This is a genomic window from Gymnodinialimonas sp. (assembly GCF_059726805.1).
In genome coordinates this window covers 878,479-897,735 of the sequence record NZ_AP041059.1, presented here as the reverse complement: position 1 = coordinate 897,735, position 19,257 = coordinate 878,479, and the positions used below count along the sequence as shown (strand labels likewise).

Here is a 19,257-nt window from a genome sequence, read left to right as displayed (position 1 = left end):
TGCGCAGCATCAGTCACTAGGGGCCTAAACCTGCCCTTTCCTACCGCGTCCCGTTTCCCGCAAGCCTCCCGCCCCTCGAACCTCTCACGACGTCCATTTGATCGAGCAGCCGATGGAGGGGATTTGCTCGGTTGGGCCCTGCCCTGTTTCGGCGACCCTTGCCATGGCAGCGAAGAGTTCTCGGGGGGCGTCCTTGGGGGCGGGGGACATGCGGGAGGCGTCGAGGCGGCCTCGGTATTGCAGCCCGCTGTGCGCGTTGAAGCCGAAGAAGTCGGGGGTGCAGACGGCGTTGTAGGCGCGGGCTGCGGATTGGTCGGCGTCGTGGAGATAGGGGAAGGGGAAGCCGCGGGTCTGGGCCATGCGGGTCATGTTGGCGAAATTATCCTCGGGGTAGGCGATTGGATCGTTGGAGCAGATTGCGGCGACGCCGACGCCCAGGCCCTGCAGCTCGGACGCGTCGCGCAGGATGCGGTCGAGGATGGCCAGCACGAAGGGGCAGTGGTTGCAGATGAACATGATGAGGGTGCCCCTGGGCCCGGTGATGTCCGCGAGGGTGTAGGTCTGCCCGTCCGTGGCAGGCAGGGCGAAATCCGGCGCGGGCCAGTCGAAATCGCAAACGGGTGGGGTCAAAGCGGCCATGGGATCCTCGTGTGTCGGGTGGCATCACAATGCCTGCTGGGGCCAATCATGAAAACCCATGATGCCACGGCTTGCGCCGATCCGGGGCCGCGTGCATCACTTTGCCCGAGGGGACATGCGCATGACGATCCGAGTGGCGATAAACGGCTTTGGGCGGATCGGGAGATCCGTCTTGCGGGCCTGGGTGTTGGGGGGCGGGGGGCTGGGGCCGCACTGGCCCAAGGTGGAGATCGTGGCGGTCAACGACATCGCAGACGCGCAGACCTGTGCCTATCTGTTTGAATTCGATAGTGTATTCGGGGCGTTCCCCGGGGAGGTATCGGTGGCGGGGGGCGACCTGGTCGTGGACGGGCGGCGGATCAGGTTGAGCCAGGAGAGGGACACCGGGGCGTTGGATCTGGCCGGGGTCGATATTCTGATGGAATGCACCGGGCGCGGGTCGCGCGAGGTGGCGGAGGCGGCTTTGGCGGCGGGGGCGGGGCGTGTGTTGATCTCGGGTCCCGCGCCGGAGCCGGATCTGACGGTGGTGTTGGGGGCGAATGACGAGGCGTTGTTGCCCGCGCACCGGATTGTGTCGAATGCGTCGTGTACGACGAATGCCATTGCGCCGTTGGTGCGGCTGATTGATGAGACGTGGGGGCTGGACAGCGCCCTGATGACGACGGTGCATTGTTATACAGGATCTCAGCCAACGGTGGACATGCCGATGCGCGACCCGGCGCGGTCGAGGGCGGCGGCATTGAGCATGGTGCCTACGACAACCTCGGCCGAGCCGTTGCTGGACATTGTGCTGCCGGAACTGGCGGGGCGGGTGACGGGATCGGCGGTAAGGGTCCCGGCGGCGAGTGTGTCCTGCGTGGATCTGGCGGTAATGACCCGAGAGATGCCCAGTGCGGCAGAGGCGGAGGCCTTCTTGCGCGAACAGGCGGGCGGTGTCATTGGGTATACCGACAAGCCGTTGGTCAGCAGTGACCTGCGGGCCCGGCCTGAATCGCTGATCGTGGCGGGGCCGGAGATCAAACGCTCCAAGGGCGGCATGTTGCGGGTCTTTGGGTGGTACGACAATGAATGGGGGTTCTCCTGCCGGATGCTGGATGTGGCACGGGTGATGGGGGATCAAACTTGAGGGTTCAAAATGGCTGATTGGCAAGCTTGGATGAAGGAAGCGGCGTTTGTTGACGGCGCGTGGGTTGGGGCGGACAGCGGCGAGACCATCGAGGTGACGAACCCCGCCACCGGTGAGGTCATCGGGACCGTGCCGAACTGCGGCGACGTCGAGACCCAGCGCGCGATTGACGCTGCCGAGGCCGCGTTCACGGGCTTTGCCGCCATGTCGCTGATGGAGCGTGTGGGGCTGTTGTGGAAGCTGCATGACGCGTTGATGGACAACCAGGACGCGTTGGGAGAATTGCTGACCGTCGAGATGGGCAAACCCCTGGCCGAGGCCAAGGGCGAGATCGCCATCGGCGCGCAATATGTGCGCTGGTTTGCCGAGGAAGCGCGCCGCGCGAAGGGTGAGATTGTGCCTGCGGGCGTGAACGGGCGGCGCATTCTGGTGACCAAGCATCCGGTGGGCGTCGTGGGCATGATCACGCCGTGGAACTTCCCTTCGTCCATGCTGGCGCGCAAGGTCGGACCGGCGCTGGCGGCGGGCTGCCCGGTGGTGGCCAAGCCCGCGACGGCGACGCCGTATAGCGGTTTGGCCTGGGCGGCGTTGGCCGAGGAGGTGGGGTATCCCAAGGGCGTGGTGAACGTGTTGACGGGCAGCGCGCGGAAGATTGCGGGCGCGATGATGGAGTCTCCGGTCGTGCGGAAGGTGACGTTCACGGGCTCCACCGAGGTGGGCAAGGAGTTGATCCGGCAGAGCGCGGATACGGTGAAGAAAGTCTCGATGGAATTGGGCGGCAACGCTCCGTTCATCGTCTTTGACGACGCGGATCTGGAGAAGGCCGTGGAGGGCGCGATGGTGTCCAAGTTCCGCAACTCGGGCCAGACCTGCGTCTGTGCCAACCGGATCTATGTGCAGGCGGGCATCCACGATGCCTTTGTCGAAAAGCTGGTGGCCGAAACGGAAGCCATGAAAGTCGGCGACGGCCGCAAGGACGGCGTGGTGCAGGGCCCGTTGATCGACGGCGACGCCGTGGCCAAGGTGCAGGAGCTGCTGGACGACGCGGTCGGCAAAGGGGCCGGGATCGCCTGTGGCGGCAAGGCGCACGCCTTGGGCGGGTCCTTCTACGAGCCGACCGTGGTGACCGGAGCGACGCAGGACATGGCCTTTGCCCAGGACGAGATCTTCGGGCCGCTGGCGCCGGTGTTCAAGTTCGACACCGAGGAAGAGGTCATCGCCATGGCCAATGACACGGTGTTCGGCCTGGCGAGCTATGCCTACACGGCGGACCTGGGCCGCGCGTTCCGCCTGAACGAGGGGCTGAAATACGGGATGATCGGGATCAACTCGGGCCTGATCACGACCGTTGAAGCGCCCTTTGGCGGGGTCAAGGAGTCTGGCCTTGGGAAAGAGGGCGGGTCCCAGGGGTTGGAGGATTACGTGGAGACGAAATACGTCTGTATTGACGGGATTTAGCGTTTCGCGGCCACGCCTTTGGCGTGAGGGGTTTCGGGTATTTCGCCCTGGCTTCGCTACGGCGACCAATTGGGGGGCTAGCCCCCCAAACCAACGTCTATAATTGGGGGGCTAGCCCCCCAACCCCCCCAGGATATTTCAAGAACGGGGAATGAGGGGCCTCAGCGCCAGATGACGCCTGCGGGTGGGATGGTTTCGCCGTTGTAGGTGACGGGATCCGGGCCGTAGTTGAAAGTGAAGCGTGTGGTGCCCGTGTCGCGGAGGCGGATGTCTTGGGGGAGCGGTTCGGGCTTAAGGCCAGCGGCGGTGGCCGCGCGTGTGAGAATGCGTTCCAGGAGCGTCTCGTCGGGCCAGCCTGCGAGGTAGGCGAGGTTGGCCTTTTGGATCAGGATTGGTGCGCCGGTTGCGGTGCTCTCGGGGGTGTTCTCGGTGGTGTCCAGGTGTTCGAACCAGAGTTTTATGTGGCCGCCGTTTCGGGCGGCGATGGGCATGTCGGGGCGGAGGGTCTCGACGCGCGAGACGGTGGCTTTGAGGGTGTCGATCGCGGGGGGAAGCGGGACCGGGATGGAGAGCGCACGGGTTTTGGCGTTGGTGCGGGGGCCGAGGATGACCTGGGCGCCGGTCTTGGCGATGGCTTGTTTGAGGGCGTTTGACAGGGTGAGGACGCCGGGGGCGAGGACGAGTCTGTAGCCGGTGAGGTCGGCGGTGTCGGGCGGGAGGATGTCGACGGAGAGGCCCAGTTTGCGGAGGCCTCGGTAGACTTCGAACACCAGGCGGAAGTAGTCGCAGCCCGCGCCTTGCGGCTGGACCTGCCAGCCCCAGGCGGAGGCGTAGTCAAAGACGAGGGCCACGGGGGCTTGGCTTTGTTCGACCTGCGGCATCTGTTTGATTTCGTTGGCAACTTGGGCGGCTTCCGTGAAGCCCTCGGCCTCTGCGCTGTCGGGGCGTAGGAGGCCTGCGTGGTATTGTTCCTGGGCGAAAGGGGCTTGGCGCCAGCGGAAGTAGGCGACGCATTCGGCGCCGTGGGCAAAGGCCTCCCACGTCCAGAAGCGGACCATGCCGGGCAGCGGCGCGGGGTTGTGGGGGGCCCAGTTTACGGGGCCGGGTTGTTGTTCCATGACCCACCATCTGCCGTCTTTTCCGACTGCGCGGTAGAGGTCGTGGTGGAAGGCCTGGAAGTCCGGGTCGCCCTGGCGGGCGTAGCGGCGTTTGTGCTCGGGCCCGTCTTCTAGGCGGTCTTCGAGGAAGCCCAGGGGGTAGCTGTCCCAGGTGGCGATTTCCATTTGGCGGCCGGTGGTGAAGTGGTCGAATTCGACGATACGGCCCATGTAGTTGTGGCTGATGGGGGCGTCGGAGTGCGCGCGGATCGCGGCGACCTGGGCACCGTTGAAACGGGCCACCTGGTCGGAGGAGAAGCGGCGGAAGTCCAGGGCGTGGGCGGGGTTGGGCTCGGTGACCGTGAGGTTGGGGAGGTCGATGTCGTCGAAGCTGTCGTAGTCCATGGACCAGAAGATGTTGCCCCAGGCGCGGTTGAGCGCGTCGGTCGATTGGTATTTCTGGGCGAGCCAGTCGCGGAAGGCTTTTGTGGCGGCTGGCGAGTAGCTGATGACGGTGTCGTGGCAGCCGTATTCATTGTCGGTTTGCCAGGCCTCGACCTTGTGGCCGAAGCGTTCGGCTAGGAGGTGGGTGATGCGCGTGGATTCCTCGCGGTAGCCGTCGTGGGAGAAGCAATAGTGGCGGCGGGAGCCGAACTTGCGGGGGTTTCCTTGCTCGTCGACCGCCAGCATGTCCGGGAGTTTGCGCAGCATCCAGCGGGGCGGCGTGGCGGTGGGGGTGCCGAGGACGACCTTGAGGCCCGCGGCATGGAGCGTGTCGATGGCGCGCTCTAACCAGTCGAATTGGAGGTTTCCGGGGGAAGGTTCCAGGCGGGACCAGGCGAATTCGCCGATGCGGATCCAGGTGAGGCCAAGGGAGGCCATGCGGGCGGCATCCTCGGCCCAGATCTCCTCGGGCCAATGCTCGGGGTAGTAGCAGGTTCCGAGCGTGCGTTTCATAGGACGACTTGGTGCTCGGGCTGGCCGACTGCACTTGTGGCGATGCGGAGGGTTTGGCCCGAGAGCGGCGCGTCGTCTTTGGCGGCGTCGGGCAGGCCTTGCAGGGCGGTGGTGATGTAGAGATAGCCGTCCGCCAGCGCCGGGCAGGTGGGTTGTGGGACGCGGAGCGTGACTTCTTCTATAAGAGCGCCCGATGGGTCATAGCAAGCCACGCGCGAGGCGCCCCATTCGGCGCACCAGAAGTTGCCGTTTGCGTCGACGACGGCGCCGTCGGGGTTGAGGCCGGTGGCGGTGTGGTCGAGGTAGACCTCGGCTTTGCCTTCGGGCCAACCCTCGGCATCCAGAGTGTAGCGCCAGACGAGGCGTTTGGCCGTGTCCGCGAAATAGGCGTGCTGGCCATCAGGGGTGAAGCAGGTGGCGTTGGGGATGGTGACATTGGCGCGGATCTTGCGCAGCTCACCCCGGTAGTAGCGGTAGAGCGCCCCTGCCCCGGGTTCGGCGTTGTGGCCCATGGTGCCGATCCAGAAGCCGCCTTGCGGGTCGGCGCGGCCATCGTTGGAGCGAGTGACCGGGGTTTCGGCCTCCAGCGAAGCCACGTATTCCGAGGTGCCGTCGCGCAGGTAAAAAAGTGACAGATCCTGGTCCGAGGCGATCAGCAGGCGGTCGTCGTCCACCCATCCGGCGGCGGAAACGCAGCGGTCGAATTGCCATTCCTGCGGGCCGTCACCCGTGCGGGTCAGAATGCGTTTGCCGAGAATGTCGAACCAGAAAAGCTGCGCGCGGGTCGGGTGCCAGAGGGGCCCTTCGCCGAGGGCGCAGGGGCGGTCGTCGAACACGTCGACGCTCATACAAGCGGGCCTTTGGTGGCGGTGTCATAGGCCTCGACCATGGCGCGGGCGCGGGCGGCGACGTCGGGCACGCTGAGGCCCGGTTTGTAGAGGGCGGAGCCGATGCCGAAGCCGTCCGCGCTGGCGGCGATCCATTCGGCGAAATTCTCGGGGCCTGCGCCGCCCACGGCATAAACGGAGGTGCCCGGCGGCAGGATCGCGCGCACTGCGAGGAGGCCCGCAGGGCCGAGGAGGGACGCGGGGAATACCTTCAGCCCGTCGGCCCCGGCGCCGAGCGCCGCAAAGCATTCCGTGGGGGTCATCACACCGGGAAAGCTCTGCAATCCCAGGCGCTTGGTCGCTGAGATCACCTCTGTATCGGCGTTGGGCGAGACGATCAGCTTGCCGCCGACGCCCGCGACGTCCTGGACATCCGCGACGCTCAGCACCGTGCCCGCGCCGATCAAGGCGCGGTCGCCGCAGGCGGCAACCATGGCGCCGATGCTGTCGAGCGGGTCGGGCGAGTTCAGGGGCACTTCGATGCGGCTGATCCCCGCGGCGATCAGCGCCTCGGCCATGGGAACAGCTTCAGACGGCGAGATGCCGCGCAGGATGGCGATCAGGGGGCGGGACATCTAGGCGGTCTCCGTCAGGGATTGGTGGACGCGTGTCAGGCCCGCTCGGGTCAGGGGCGCGGCGTCGAATGTGCGGGCGGTGACGCCCTGGGTTTCCAGCGCGTCGGCGTAGGCGGCGATCAGCGCGGGGCTGCCCGCCAGCGCCACGTCCTGGCCCAACCAATAGGGCTTGGTCGCCGCCAGCTCTGCCCCGATGAGATAGCCCGAGAGCTTGGCACGGGAGGTGGTGATGTCCTGGCCGTTCAGCACGTTCTGCGCGCGCAGTGAGAACAGGCGCTGAGACAGTTTCTCGGGCCGCGAGATGGTGTCCGAGACGGCCTCGGCAAAGGCGTCGGGATCGCTGCCATGCTCCGCGATGGAATGGCGCAGGACGGACTTTTCGGACAGCAGCTGGAACAACTCTCCGGTCATGCAGGTCTGGAAACTGACGACTTCCTCCGCAGAGATGCGCGCCCATTTGGCGTGGGTGCCGGGAAGGCAGAGGACACCGTCGAACGTCGGATTGGCCGCGAGGAACCCCGCGATCTGGGTTTCTTCGCCGCGCATGACGTCGGCGGGCTCGGCCTGTTTGAGGCCGGGGATGATCTTCATGTTCAGACGCGCGTCGCGGGTGGGCACCGGCACGGGCGCAAGATCACAGGGCTTGGCGGGGACAGCCACGTAAGGCGCCTCGTGCCAGCCCTGGCGCGCACCGACCATGCCGCAGGCGACCACGGACACAGCACCTTGGCCCAACCACGGCTCGATCAGGCGCAAAAGCGCGGGCTCGAACCCGTCCCGATCCAGCGTGCCCATGCCGTCGGCGCTGGTGGCTTCCGAGCGCATGGTGTCACCGACCATCGCCCAGGCCCGCAGATGCGTGGTGCCCCAATCAACGGCAATCCAATCGGCATATGTGGTGTTGCTGTTCATCCCCTGGTTCATCCGGTTGTCACCACGCCGCCGTCAATCGCGATGGTTTGCCCGGTCATCGCCTTGGACGCCCGAGAGGCCAGAAACAGCGTTCCGCCGACGATATCTTCGGGCTTGAGATGTTCCTTGAGGCACATCTTTTCCATATGCGCATCCAGATCTTCGGGCGAGGCCCAAAGCTCCAGCTGTTTGTCGGTCAGCACCCAGCCCGGGGCCAGGGCGTTGACACGGATGCGGTCCGGGCCGAATTCGCGCGCGAGCGAACGGGTCATGGCGGTGATGCCGCCGTTGGCTGTTGTATAGGCGGGATAGCCCGCGTTGCCCATCATGTAGCTGATCGACGACATGTTGATGATCGAGCCGCCGCCTGCATTCTGCATCCCTTCGATCACCGCCTGGCAGCCGAAGAAATAGGCCTTGAGGTTGATGCTTTGGGACCAGTCCCAAAACGCTTCGTCCACATCCAGCGTCTTGTGGCGCTGATCGTTGGCGGCGTTGTTGACCAGCACGGTGACGGGGCCATGGGCCGCAGAAGCCTCGGCCACGCAGGCCTTGAGCCGCGCGGTGTCGGTGATGTCGCAAATCAGCGCCAAGGGACGATTGCCGGTCGCCTCGGCCATTTCATCCGCGAAGGGCGTGGCATCCGAGCGTTGGACGAAGGCCACCTTCGCGCCCTGGCGCAGAAAGCCTTCGGTCAGCGAGGCGCCGATGCCGGAACCGCCGCCGGTGATGAACACCGAGGCGCCGTTGAGGTCGGGGTAAGTTGCGACATCTGTCATAGGCGTTCGCCCTCCAGCACCCACATGGTATCGGGGTAGTTCCAAGGCAAGGTCAGCCCGTGGTGCATCAGCCAGGCGCCCGAGACCTCGATGGGGCCATCCTTGAGCGCGGGCATTCCCCGCGACAGCGCGGGCGCGGTGCCCCGGTTCATCAGGGTGATCTTGTAGCGGGCGGCCTCATCCAGCGCGGTCAGGCGGAGGGGCCGGGGCGCGATCTGGTCAGAGGTGGCGGCCTTGCCTGCGAACACCACGAACTTGTCGCCATGGCGCGACATCTGCTGTTCGGCGATCACGGCAGGATCCGCCGCATCCAGGCGCAGGATGTCGGCTTTCAGCATCCAGTCGCGGTTGTACTTCCACCAGCTTGTGACTTCCCTGAGGACGGCGGCCTCATGGTCATCCAACTCACGCGGGTCCATCTCGAACCCCATATGACGCTGCGCGGCGACCCAGGCGCGGAAGGAGATATCGAAGATGCGCCCCGAGGTGTGGCAGCGGCGCGGCCCGACGTGGGAGCCGGTGACAGCGACGGGCAGAAACAGCGCGGCATCGTGCTGGATGCGGAGGCGTTCCAACGCATCGTTGCTGTCGGACAGCCAGACCCGTTGGGTGCGCTGGAGGATGCCGAAATCGATGCGCCCGCCGCCCGAGGCGCAGGATTCGATTTCCACATGGGGGAAGTCGGCGCGCAGGCGGTCGATCAGCGCGTAGGAGCCGCGGGTCTGGTCCGCGTCGGGCATCGGCAGCACGCGGTTGTGGTCCCATTTGATATAGTCGATCGGGTGGGCCGAGAGGACGGCGGCCATGCGGTCGTAGATGAAATCGCGCACCTCGGGCAGACCCATGTTCAGCGCCTTTTGCTGGCGACCGAGGGTCTGATCTTCCGAGCCCAGCGCCCAATGGGGGTTCTTGCGGTGGATGTCGCTGTCGGGGTTGATCATCTCGGGCTCGAACCAGATACCGAAGGTCATGCCGAGGGCATGGACATGGTCGATCAGGGGCCCGAGGCCATCGGGGTATTTGCGGACGTCGACTTCCCAGTCGCTAAGGCTGCGCGTGTCATCGTCCCGTTGGCCGAACCAACCGTCATCAAGCACAAAGCGTTCTGCGCCAAGGTCAGCGGCGCGGTCGGCGATGTCTTTCAGCACGGGCAGCGTATGGTCGAAATAGACCGCTTCCCAGCAATTGTAATGCACCGGGCGGAGGCGGTCTTTGTCGGGCCAGGTGACGATCCGGTCGCGCAGGTGGCGCTGGAAGCTGACGGCGCAGCCGTTCAGGCCGGAGTGTGAATAGGTGACGTAGAGCGTCGCGGACTGGAACGAGGTGGCGGCCTGGGTTTCCATCCGCGCGGCGTGGCCGAACTGGATCTGACGGCGACCATCGGGGAGTTCCTCGGCGATCATCTTGTGGCCGCCGGACCAGCCGTAGTGGAAGCCGTAGGCCTCTCCTTGGGTGTTGGTGCAACCCTTGAGCGGCACGAGGAGGCCGGGGAAATGCTCGTGCCCCGTGCGCCCGGTCCGGTTCTCGCGGTAGCGCATACCCGGCGACCAGGCGGTGCGGTTGGGTTGGAACTCGCCACACCAGCGGCCTGAAAAGTCGATCATCTCGTCGGACTGTTGCGGGGCGGGCAGGACGGGGGCGGCGAGCCAGTGCAGGTGCACGGGCCGCGTGGCATCAAGCCGGGTCTTGGCGGTGATAATGCGGGTGGAAGGATCGGCCTGGAAGGTGAAGGTGAGGGTCAGACCGTTCGCGTCATCCGCATAGGTCAGCGCCAGCCCCTCCTCACCACGTTCCTCGCAGCTATAACAGAACTTGGGCAGCAGCGGCGTGCCGTCACCGTCGCGCAGGATCAGGCCCGGTTGGCCCGGGAAGGTGCGCACGGCCTCGGGCGATAGCGAGAGGTCCGGGTTCTCGTCCAGCATGCCGCCGGTCACATCCAGCGCATGGCCCGCTTGCAGCGTGCTGAGGTCCTCATCGAGCGGCAGCGGCGCGCCCCAATAGACAACTTGCGGCAGGCGGTCGCCGGTGGCGGCCAGAACCATGGTCTGGCGCCCGTCATCATCCAGCCGCCAGGTACGGACGCGGGTGGTCATTGTGCCGTCCATTACTTCACGGCGCCCAGGGTCAGCCCTGCGATGAAGTGCTTTTGCATCAGGAAGAACATCGCCACGGGCGGGATCGCGGCGACGATGCTGCCCGCGCTCATCATATGATACATGGCGCGGAACTGCGCGTTGAACGCGGTGATGCCGGCGGTGACGGGCTGGCTTTCGGGGCTTTGCGTCAGGACCACGGCCCAGAAGAAGTCGTTCCAGATGAAGGTGAAGATCAGCACGCAGAGCGCCGCGATGGCGGGCCGCATGAGGGGCAGGACGACGTACCAGAAGATGCGGTATTCGCTGACGCCTTCCACGCGCGCCGCTTCGATCAGCTCACGCGGGAGCGCCCGGATGAAGTTGCGCATGAAGAGGGTGCAGAAGCCTGTCTGGAACGCGATGTGGAACAGGATCAAGCCGCCGCGTGTGTCATAAAGGCCCATCTGGTCGGTGAGGTCGCGCACGGGCACCATGAGGATCTGGAACGGCACGAAGTTGCCCGCGACGAACATGAAGAAGATCAAGAGGTTGCCCTTGAAGCGGTAGACGCCCAGCGCAAAGCCCGTCATGCACGACAGCGCCACGGCGCCGATCATCGTGGGCACGGTGATCACGACCGAGTTCCACAGATAGCGCGGCATATCGGATTCCGCGAAGACCATCCAGTAGTTGGTGAAGCCCTGAAGCCCGCCCTCGGACATGCCCCAGTAGTTGCCCTGGGTGAAGTCATCGCCGTTCTTGATCGAGAAGAACATGACCGCCAGAAGCGGGATCAGCCAGATTAGCAGCATGATCGGCAGAGCGACCTGATAGGCGATGCGGGTGGGCTGCGAATAATGCTCAATGGGACGTGGAAACATGGGATTATACCTTCTCGTCCCGCCACATCTTCCAGAGGAAGCCGGCGATATAGACCATCATGATCAGGAACAGGATGACGGCGATGGCCGAGCCATAGCCCATGCGGAAGCCGAACTCGGATAGCGCCACATCGTACATGTAGAACGCCAGCACGGAGGTGTTGTAGAAGCCCGGGCCACCGTTGGTCATGATGGTGATCAGGTCGAACGACCGCAAAGCGCCGATGACCGTGACGACGATGGCGATGAACGTCGCCGGCCAAAGCTGTGGCAGCACCACGTACCAGAGCATCTTCGGCCCCTTGGCCCCATCCAGGCGCGCGGCCTCGATCTGTTCGGGGTCCACGGCGTTCAGGCCCGTGAGGTAGAGGATCATGCAATAGGCCGTCTGCGGCCAGAGGCCCGCGGCGATGATGCCATAGGTGGCCGTCGAGTTGTTGCCGAGGATGTTCACGGGGCCGAGGTTGAACCAGCCCAATATGACGTTCAGCAAGCCCTCATCCGCGCCGGGCAACATGAACCAGGAAAACACCAGGCCCACGACGACTTGGGACAGCACGAAGGGGAAGAAGAACAGCGACTTGTAAAGCCGCATCCCGAAGACCTTCTGATTCAGGAACAGCGAGATCATCAGGCCGCCGGGAATGGCGAGGAAATAGAGCAGCAGCCAGATCACGTTGTTCTGAAGCGAGGTCCAGAAGAATGGGTCGTTGTAGAGGTTACGGTAGTTCTCCATCCCGACGTATTCGGCGTTCCAGACGGTGTTGCCGGTCAGCTCACAATTGTCTTCACGGCCCGCGCGGTTGCCAAGCTCCAGACATTGCAGATCGGTGAAGCCGTTGATGCCTCGGTATTCGGGAGAGTAGAGGCCGTTCCACTCGTAAAGCGAGATGTAGAACGACTGGATGATCGGGTAGAGCACATAGGTCGCGAAGAACAGGAACGCGGGCAAAAGGAACAGCCAGGGCGCAATCGCCTGCTGGCTGATCTTCGCGCGCGGTGGCGGAGCGGAAACGGGGACGTCTGTTGCGAGTGTGGTCATGGTGCCCGTCCTCTGCGCTGAGCGGTACAATCGGCCTGTCCGGCGACCGACGCGCTCGTCGGCCGTGCGGCGTAGCGGTGCGCAATAAATGCGCACCCTACGAGGGTCACGTAGGGTGCGCATTTATTGCGCACCCTTTTTTTGTTTGCGTCGGTCTTAGTAGATCCGCTGACGCGCGCCTTCCAGGATCTGCAGAACCTGGTCGAGCGTGGAGGGATCAACCATGAACTGCTGGAAGCCCTGCATGGCGACCTGCGCCATTTCAGCAGGTGCGTCACGGTCGAAGAACTGCGCGATGCCACCGCCTGCATTGTTCGACAGCATGTCGAAGCCTGCGTTCAGGAACTCGTCATCATCGACTGCGGAACCGGAGTTCACGGGCAGCTGACCCAGGTTGTCGCCGTTGTTGATCAGCGTCTGGTTTTCAGCGGAGGCCACGAACAGCAGGAACGCTTCGGCCGCTTCCACGTTCTCGGCGTTGGCCGCGATGTGGAAGGTGTCGGTCGGGGCGTCTTCGCCCGGCGCGATGGAGGCGTCGATCTGCGGGAACTGGTAGAAGCCCAGCTGATCGTCCGAGAGGCCTGCTTCGCGCAGCGGTGCCACGGCGAAGTTACCCATCAGGTATGCGGTGGCTTCACCGTTGACCATGAAGGGCAGCGCCTCCTGCCAGGAGTAGGACTGGTGGTCGTCGATGAAGGCGCCCATGTCGATCAGGGTCTGCCAGTTCTCAAACGTGGCGCGGACGCGAGGATCGGTCCACTCAACTTCGCCAGCCGTCAGCGCCATGTGGAAGTCATAGCCGTTGGTGCGCATGTTGAGGTAGTCGAACCAGCCGCCGGCGGTCCACAGGAACTGCGTGCCGATGGTGTAGCACGAGCGACCGGAATCGATGATCGCCTGGCAATTCGCCAGTTCCTCTTCCCAGGTCGTGGGCGCTTCCAGGCCCAGCTCTGCGAAGATGTCTTCGCGGTAGTACACGCCCCACTGGTAGTACGTGTAGGGAACGCCCCAGATGCCGTCGTCCATGGTCATGGACCCTTGCGTGGAGGCGAGGCTTTCGGTCAGGCCGCCCTCTTCCCACAGGTCAGAGATGTCCATGAACAGGCCCGCGTCTACGTAGGGGGCCATGCGGTTACCGGCGTACCAGTTCACGATGTCGGCGGTGCCGGACTGCAGAACGTTGCGGATCTGGGTTTTCCAGGCTTCGCGGTCGGTGATGACCAGCTCGACCTCAACCTCTGGGTTGGCTTCGACGAAGCGCTCGACCATGCCTTCCATGACCGCGCGCGGTGCCGGGTTCGACATGTCCGAGAAGATGCGCAGGGGGCCGGAAACGGAGTGGCCGTCTGCATAGGCAACGCCAGAAAGCATGGTCGCTGCTGCCAGTGCCGCGGCACCGGTCTTGTAAATGGATCGCATGGTGTCCTCCCTAGGATCTCATAAAAATCTGGTTCCACTATGTGAAACTCGGTTTCTTATATTGAAATCTTAGTCCGAACCTGCCTAGTCTTGTCAACAGCAAAGCGCGGCGAGCCTGTTCAAATCGCTGACGCGGACTGGACGACGTGGAGGACGTCATCCAGCGCAATAAGGGAGGAAAGACGTGGTAGGCGCGGTGACGGACACCTCGGATGGGACGGTGGGCAAGGCCTTGTCGGTGCTTGATGCCGTGGCCGCTTTTGGGCGGCCCGTGCGATTCGGTGAGCTGTTGTCTGAGAGCCCCTACCCCAAGGCGACGCTCTACCGCTTGGTGCAGGTGCTGACCAAACAGTCGATGCTGGTCTATGACCCCGACCGCCAGACCTATGCCCCCGGCCTGCGCCTTGTGCGCCTGGCCCATGCGGCGTGGCAGACGACGTCCCTCGCCCCCGTCGCGCGGCCCTACCTGGAGGCGCTGTCGGCAGAGGTGGGCGAGACGATCCACCTGGCGCAACTCGACGGCAGCAGCGTGCTTTACGTCGACAAGATCAACGCCCGCGATCCGCTGCAGATGTATTCCCAGGCCGGAAAGGTCGCGCCGTGCTATTGCACCGGCGTGGGCAAGGCGATGATCGCCTTCCTGCCCGAGGATCAGTTGGAGCCGGTCCTGCGCCAACAAAGCTACCACGTGTTCACGCCGCATACCTATGCCAACGCCGATGACCTGCGCGCGGAACTGCGCGCCATCGCCGCGCGGGGCCACGCCTATGACCGCGAAGAGCACGAGCCGGGGATCATCTGCGTCTCGGTCCCGATTCTGACCCGCGCGGGCCGTGTCCTTGGCGCCGTCTCGGTGACGTCATCGACCGAGCGCACCAGTCTTGAAGGGCTCGACGCCCATCTGCCGCGCATCCACGCGGCGGTTTCATCCATTGCAGGGGAGGCCCAGGACTGGCGCTTCCCCGATGCAGCAGAATAACCACACGGGGAGGACGCGGCACATGTCGGGCCTGCAACTTACAGACGTCATCAAACGCTACGGGAAGACCCAGGTCATCCATGGGATCGACCTGGAGATCGAGGACGGAGAGTTCTGCGTGTTCGTCGGCCCCTCGGGCTGCGGCAAGTCCACGCTTCTGCGCATGGTCGCGGGCCTGGAGGAAACCACCGAGGGCACGATGACCATCGGCGGGCGCGACGTGACCCGCGCTGATCCGGCTGAACGCGGCGTAGCGATGGTGTTTCAGACCTACGCTTTGTATCCCCACATGACCGTGGCCGAAAACATGGGCTTCGGCCTGAAGATGAACGGTTTCCCAAAGGACGAGATCACCACCAAGGTGAACGAGGCCTCGCGCATCCTGAAGCTGGACGATTACCTGGCCCGCAAGCCCAAGGCTCTGTCCGGTGGCCAGCGCCAGCGGGTCGCCATTGGCCGCGCGATTGTGCGTGGCCCGGACGTGTTCCTGTTCGACGAGCCGCTGTCAAACCTAGACGCCGAATTGCGGGTGGAGATGCGGGTGGAAATCGCGCGCCTGCACAAGGAGATCGGCGCGACGATGATCTACGTGACCCACGACCAGGTGGAAGCGATGACGTTGGCCGACAAGATCGTGGTGCTGCGCGCGGGCTATATCGAGCAGGTCGGCGCGCCGCTGGATCTCTATAACGACCCCGACAACAAGTTCGTTGCGGGCTTCATCGGCTCGCCCGCGATGAACTTCTTCGATGGCCACTGCGCCGGCGGGCTGATCAGCGTGCCCGCATTAGGTGGCGCCGAGTTCAAGGCGCCGCTTTCCATGGTCGGGGACGGCCCCGTCACTGTGGGCGTGCGCCCCAACAAGGTGACATTGGCCGAGGGCACCACCCATACGGTCGACCTGTCCGAGCGGTTGGGAGGCGTCAGCTACCACTATGTCTCGGCACCCGACGGCGCGAAGATCGTGGTGGAGGCCCATGATCAGGTCGCCCCGCCCTCGGGCACGCCGACGGGCATCGCCTTCGATGTCGCCGACGCTTACTTCTTTGACGCCAAGACCGAGCAGCGTCTGCGCTGAGCAGACACTTATAACCGCGCACCCTTTAACGCATTGAAATCCTTGATTTTAGGCAGCGTTTGGGGGGTGCGCTGCTTTACGGGTTACGTGAATTTCACCCTAGCCGCGCGGCGGCGTGTCCACCTGCGCCAACAAATCGTAGCCCCGGCGCGACGCCAGCCTGTCGCACCTGCGCGCCACGCGCATGGCGTCTTCGAAGGACAGGACCGTCTTCCATTTGTCCTTTTCGCGGTGCGCGTCCGTGGGCTTCCACAGGCCCTTGGGGCAATCGACCTGGGCGAAGTCCATGATGGACGCCAACGTGCCCGGCACGTCCGCCAGAATATCCTCGTAACGCACTTCCAACATGCGGCGCGGGGCGCACCGCGCCATCGCGTCCCAGGTCAAGACGGCCTCGGTCCAGCAGTTGATCGCCCCCTCGATGTCGGGCACCGAGACCTGGTGGCCCAGCTGCAGGCTGGCCACGACGTTCAACGGGTTACGCACCAGATGCAGGACGCGGGCGCGGGGAAACTCGGCCAGGATCGTCGGCAGCCCGTAGATGTTCTGGGGCGTCTTGTCGAACCAGCGAAACGGCTCAGACACGCCTTTGGCTGCGGCAAAGGCACTGATATAGCGCCGTTGTAGATTGCCCTTCGACACGCAGTTGTCGAGCAGCAGATCGTAGGTGTCCTGATCCACGCCGTCGATCTCTCGGTGCCTGGCCAGCAGGGTGTTGTGGATGTGGGGGACCATGCCGTCGCCAGTGCGAAATGGTGCAGCCCACCGCAGGAAATGCGTCTCTTCCGGGCAGATGAAATTCGGCACGCGCCGCAGCATGTCGCGCAAGAAGGTGCTGCCGGACCGCATGGAGCCGACGATGAAGAGCGGCATCTTGTCAGAGGCGAGCGGCGGCATCGGCGGGGTCATTCGGCGGCTTCCTTCAGGGCCAGACGCCCGTGCAACGCCTCGATCAGGCGGGTGCTGCAGGTGTCCTTGGGCGCAAGGGGCACGGTGATGCCGTTGGGCGCGGCGTCCAGCGCATCGCCCTGCGCGCCAAGCGCGAAGCCCGCGACGGGAAGCCCGGTCTCCAGCGCCTCATGGGTGGTGAAGGAAAACGTCTCGGGCCAGATCGCGGGCACCAGCCATCCCATCACCCCAAACCGCTCCGCGAGATCTGCGATCTCTTCTCGCAGATACGCCCCGTGAAGCGTGACGTTGCGCGGCAAGGGGATGGTGCTGTCGGCATTGCCGATCAGGACGAAGGATTGATCGGGGTATTTCAAGGCGATCTCGCGCAGCACCCACGCGCCCTTCTGGTGGTTGATGTTGCCCAGAATGCCAATGCAGCCGGCATGGGTTGGAAGCGCCGCGCGCACCGGGGTTGGCAGTTGGTGGGGGCACACGCAAACGGGCGCGTCCGGGTAGGCCTGGGTGAAAAGCGCGGCTGAGGATTGGGAGAACGCCGTCACTTCACTTGCGGCCGCGATGAGAGTGCCCCAGGCCGCGCGCCATTCCTTTAACGAGACCGTGGTGCCGTCAGGCCGGGTTGCCATGTGCGACGGGTCCGAGTTGTCCGCATCAGGCGTGCCGTAGAACTCACCTTGTTCGAGCAACGTGTAGGACGGCGAGACAGGATAATAATCGTGCAGGCGCAGGGCGATGGTGTCATCCGCGCCGTCGCGGCGCAGGGCCCGAAGGATTTCGGGCAGCGCGACAGGATCCGGGTCGCCGACGCCACAGGAATAGATCAGGTCCAGGGCGGGCACGGGCGCCAGAAGCTGCACCACGCTGAAGAGGTCATCGGTTTGACCGGCGGTGACCTGCCCATCCACTTGCACGTCGACCTGCCACCGGCGCGGGCCGCCCACGCGCAGGATCACCGCAGCACCCTGCGTCGCGATCTCCATCTGCAGGGCAATCTCGGCGCCGCCGCCCAGGGTATGGGCCAGGTAAACCGGCAGGCGTCCAGTACGCCGGGCGGCCAGCACGACCCCCAGCGCCAGGCGCGGGGTGGCCAGTGGATCCTCGGCGATGAAGCGCTGCACATTGGCGTCGAACACCGGATAGCGCTTTGAGATCAGGGCATTGGACTCGCGCATCTGACGCTGCTTTTCGTCGGACCCAAAGCTCTGCCCGCCGACATGTTCCACGAAAAGGCGCGGCTGGCAGAGGTGGCGCGCGCCCAGCGCCTTGGCCTTCTGGCTCCAATCGACTTCTTCGCCGTAGCCGCGCCCAAACGCCGGATCAAGGCGCGGGACCTTGGCCAGCCAGGGGCGCGCGATGGCCATGCAGAAGCCCACGCCCGTGGGCACATCGGGGCAGGCCTGCCCGCCCAAAGTGCCCGCAACAGCATCGATCGCGTCAACGTCGCCCTCGCCCAGCGCCATCCCCGGGCCCATGGCAGGGACCGACAGGACCTCTGCCGCGTTCGACATCGGCGTGACCGACGCAATGGCCGGGTCGCTGAGCGGCGCGGTCAGCCGACTGGCCCATCCCGCAGGCACCATGGCGTCGGTGTTGAGAAGCACAACCGGCCCGTCCCCCCCGCGCGCCTCGGCGGCTTCCAGGCCGACGTTAACCGCCCCGATGAAGCCGAGGTTCCGGTCCTGCGGTAGATGCGTGACCTGATCCGGCCGTGCCGCGGCCCAATCGGTCAGCCAGGGGGCGAGGTCCGGGTCGGTGGAGTCATCGTCGATGGCGATCAGGTGCCAGGGCAGATCGGTATGCGCCTCAACCCGCGCCAGGCATTGCTTGAGGTACGGCAAGGCGTTGTAGATCGGCAGAACGATGGTGATGTCCAGGGGGGACGTCGGAGGGGCGGTGCGCGGGGCGAACCAGGTGGGGTCGATCAAATGGCCGCGGGCGGCAACCTCAAGCCCCAGGGCGCGTTTGACGGCGGTCTTGGTCAGCGGCGACGGCGCGCGGAGGTAGCGCAGCACGACCGGCGCGGCACGGGCGAAATCGCGCAGGAACTTGCGGCGCAGGCGACGATGGGCCGAGGCGGGGGCTGGGTCTGCGGGGTGCGAGAGGGGCACCGCAAAGGTGCCCTGCGCGCCCTCCACATGCAGGGTCAGGGGGCGGGCACTGGCGGGGACGGCCCCCTCAAACCCGGAATCCGGGGCAATGCCCGCGCGCGCGGCAACGTCACCGCGATAGATGTCGGGGGTGATCACGATTTCACCACCGGGCCAGCTTACGCGGAGCTGGCGCGCATCGGCCCAGCCCGTGATCTCGATCCGATCATCCCGGCGCACGACCTGTTCCACCTGTCCGATGCGGCGCCCAAAGGGCCCCAAGGCCACGCCGCGCAAGCGGTCCTCATGGACCGCCGCGTACCGCAGATAGAGCGCTTGAAGACGACGCAGCACCGA

16 protein-coding genes are annotated in these 19,257 nt (G+C 65.0%); 4 read left to right on the top strand and 12 right to left on the bottom strand.

Annotated elements, in window-relative coordinates; genetic code table 11:
* Window positions 1-84 precede the first annotated feature (84 nt).
* On the bottom strand, window positions 85-639 hold the full coding sequence (locus tag AC6I9R_RS04520; protein ID WP_461427631.1) for a thioredoxin family protein: 555 nt from the start codon (window positions 637-639) through the stop codon (window positions 85-87).
* Window positions 640-760: 121 nt separating this feature from the next.
* On the opposite strand from AC6I9R_RS04520, the gene AC6I9R_RS04515 reads away from it, so the two are divergent.
* Both AC6I9R_RS04515 and AC6I9R_RS04510 read left to right on the top strand, forming a co-directional pair.
* Entirely contained in the window at window positions 761-1,765 is a 1,005-nt protein-coding gene (locus AC6I9R_RS04515; protein ID WP_461427822.1) for a type I glyceraldehyde-3-phosphate dehydrogenase, read from the top strand.
* 9 nt (window positions 1,766-1,774) lie between these two features.
* Window positions 1,775-3,223 carry an NAD-dependent succinate-semialdehyde dehydrogenase gene (locus AC6I9R_RS04510; protein WP_461427630.1) on the top strand — a complete coding sequence of 483 codons (1,449 nt, stop codon included), beginning with the start codon at window positions 1,775-1,777 and terminating at the stop codon, window positions 3,221-3,223.
* 161 nt (window positions 3,224-3,384) lie between these two features.
* Here AC6I9R_RS04510 and AC6I9R_RS04505 read toward each other — a convergent pair whose 3' ends face one another.
* The 9 genes from AC6I9R_RS04505 to AC6I9R_RS04465 form a co-directional block, all read right to left on the bottom strand.
* Window positions 3,385-5,277: a beta-galactosidase gene (locus AC6I9R_RS04505; protein WP_461427629.1), complete on the bottom strand. Its 1,893-nt coding sequence runs from the start codon at window positions 5,275-5,277 to the stop codon at window positions 3,385-3,387.
* Entirely contained in the window at window positions 5,274-6,125 is an 852-nt protein-coding gene (locus AC6I9R_RS04500) for an SMP-30/gluconolactonase/LRE family protein (RefSeq protein WP_461427628.1), read from the bottom strand. Before AC6I9R_RS04500 ends, AC6I9R_RS04505 begins: the two co-directional genes overlap by 4 nt.
* Window positions 6,122-6,739, bottom strand: coding sequence for a 2-dehydro-3-deoxy-6-phosphogalactonate aldolase (locus AC6I9R_RS04495; RefSeq protein ID WP_461427627.1), 618 nt, complete (start codon window positions 6,737-6,739; stop codon window positions 6,122-6,124). The genes AC6I9R_RS04500 and AC6I9R_RS04495 overlap by 4 nt, the downstream gene beginning before the upstream one ends.
* Complete coding sequence (locus AC6I9R_RS04490) at window positions 6,740-7,651, bottom strand: 2-dehydro-3-deoxygalactonokinase (protein ID WP_461427626.1); 912 nt, start codon at window positions 7,649-7,651, stop codon at window positions 6,740-6,742.
* A gap of 8 nt (window positions 7,652-7,659) precedes the next feature.
* Window positions 7,660-8,430, bottom strand: coding sequence for an SDR family NAD(P)-dependent oxidoreductase (locus AC6I9R_RS04485; RefSeq protein ID WP_461427625.1), 771 nt, complete (start codon window positions 8,428-8,430; stop codon window positions 7,660-7,662).
* Window positions 8,427-10,535 (bottom strand): alpha-galactosidase, encoded by a 2,109-nt coding sequence (locus tag AC6I9R_RS04480; RefSeq protein ID WP_497863061.1) that lies wholly within the window; start codon window positions 10,533-10,535, stop codon window positions 8,427-8,429. Before AC6I9R_RS04480 ends, AC6I9R_RS04485 begins: the two co-directional genes overlap by 4 nt.
* A complete protein-coding gene (locus AC6I9R_RS04475) occupies window positions 10,535-11,386 on the bottom strand; it encodes a carbohydrate ABC transporter permease (protein ID WP_461427623.1) in 852 nt (283 codons plus the stop codon). The genes AC6I9R_RS04480 and AC6I9R_RS04475 overlap by 1 nt, the downstream gene beginning before the upstream one ends.
* Before the next feature lie 4 nt (window positions 11,387-11,390).
* On the bottom strand, window positions 11,391-12,428 hold the full coding sequence (locus AC6I9R_RS04470; RefSeq protein ID WP_461427622.1) for a carbohydrate ABC transporter permease: 1,038 nt from the start codon (window positions 12,426-12,428) through the stop codon (window positions 11,391-11,393).
* Window positions 12,429-12,584: 156 nt separating this feature from the next.
* The gene (locus AC6I9R_RS04465) at window positions 12,585-13,847 is read right to left on the bottom strand and encodes an ABC transporter substrate-binding protein (RefSeq protein ID WP_461427621.1); all 1,263 of its coding nucleotides are present in this window, start codon (window positions 13,845-13,847) and stop codon (window positions 12,585-12,587) included.
* 184 nt (window positions 13,848-14,031) lie between these two features.
* On the opposite strand from AC6I9R_RS04465, the gene AC6I9R_RS04460 reads away from it, so the two are divergent.
* Window positions 14,032-14,826 (top strand): IclR family transcriptional regulator, encoded by a 795-nt coding sequence (locus AC6I9R_RS04460; RefSeq protein ID WP_461427620.1) that lies wholly within the window; start codon window positions 14,032-14,034, stop codon window positions 14,824-14,826.
* A 22-nt stretch (window positions 14,827-14,848) separates the two neighbouring features.
* The gene (locus AC6I9R_RS04455) at window positions 14,849-15,904 is read left to right on the top strand and encodes an ABC transporter ATP-binding protein (RefSeq protein ID WP_461427619.1); all 1,056 of its coding nucleotides are present in this window, start codon (window positions 14,849-14,851) and stop codon (window positions 15,902-15,904) included.
* A 99-nt stretch (window positions 15,905-16,003) separates the two neighbouring features.
* On the opposite strand, the gene AC6I9R_RS04450 is transcribed toward AC6I9R_RS04455, so the two are convergent.
* Together AC6I9R_RS04450 and AC6I9R_RS04445 are read right to left on the bottom strand one after the other, a co-directional pair.
* Window positions 16,004-16,813 (bottom strand): sulfotransferase family protein, encoded by an 810-nt coding sequence (locus tag AC6I9R_RS04450; RefSeq protein ID WP_461427618.1) that lies wholly within the window; start codon window positions 16,811-16,813, stop codon window positions 16,004-16,006.
* Complete coding sequence (locus tag AC6I9R_RS04445) at window positions 16,810-19,254, bottom strand: glycosyltransferase (protein ID WP_461427617.1); 2,445 nt, start codon at window positions 19,252-19,254, stop codon at window positions 16,810-16,812. Before AC6I9R_RS04445 ends, AC6I9R_RS04450 begins: the two co-directional genes overlap by 4 nt.
* Window positions 19,255-19,257: the final 3 nt, after the last annotated feature.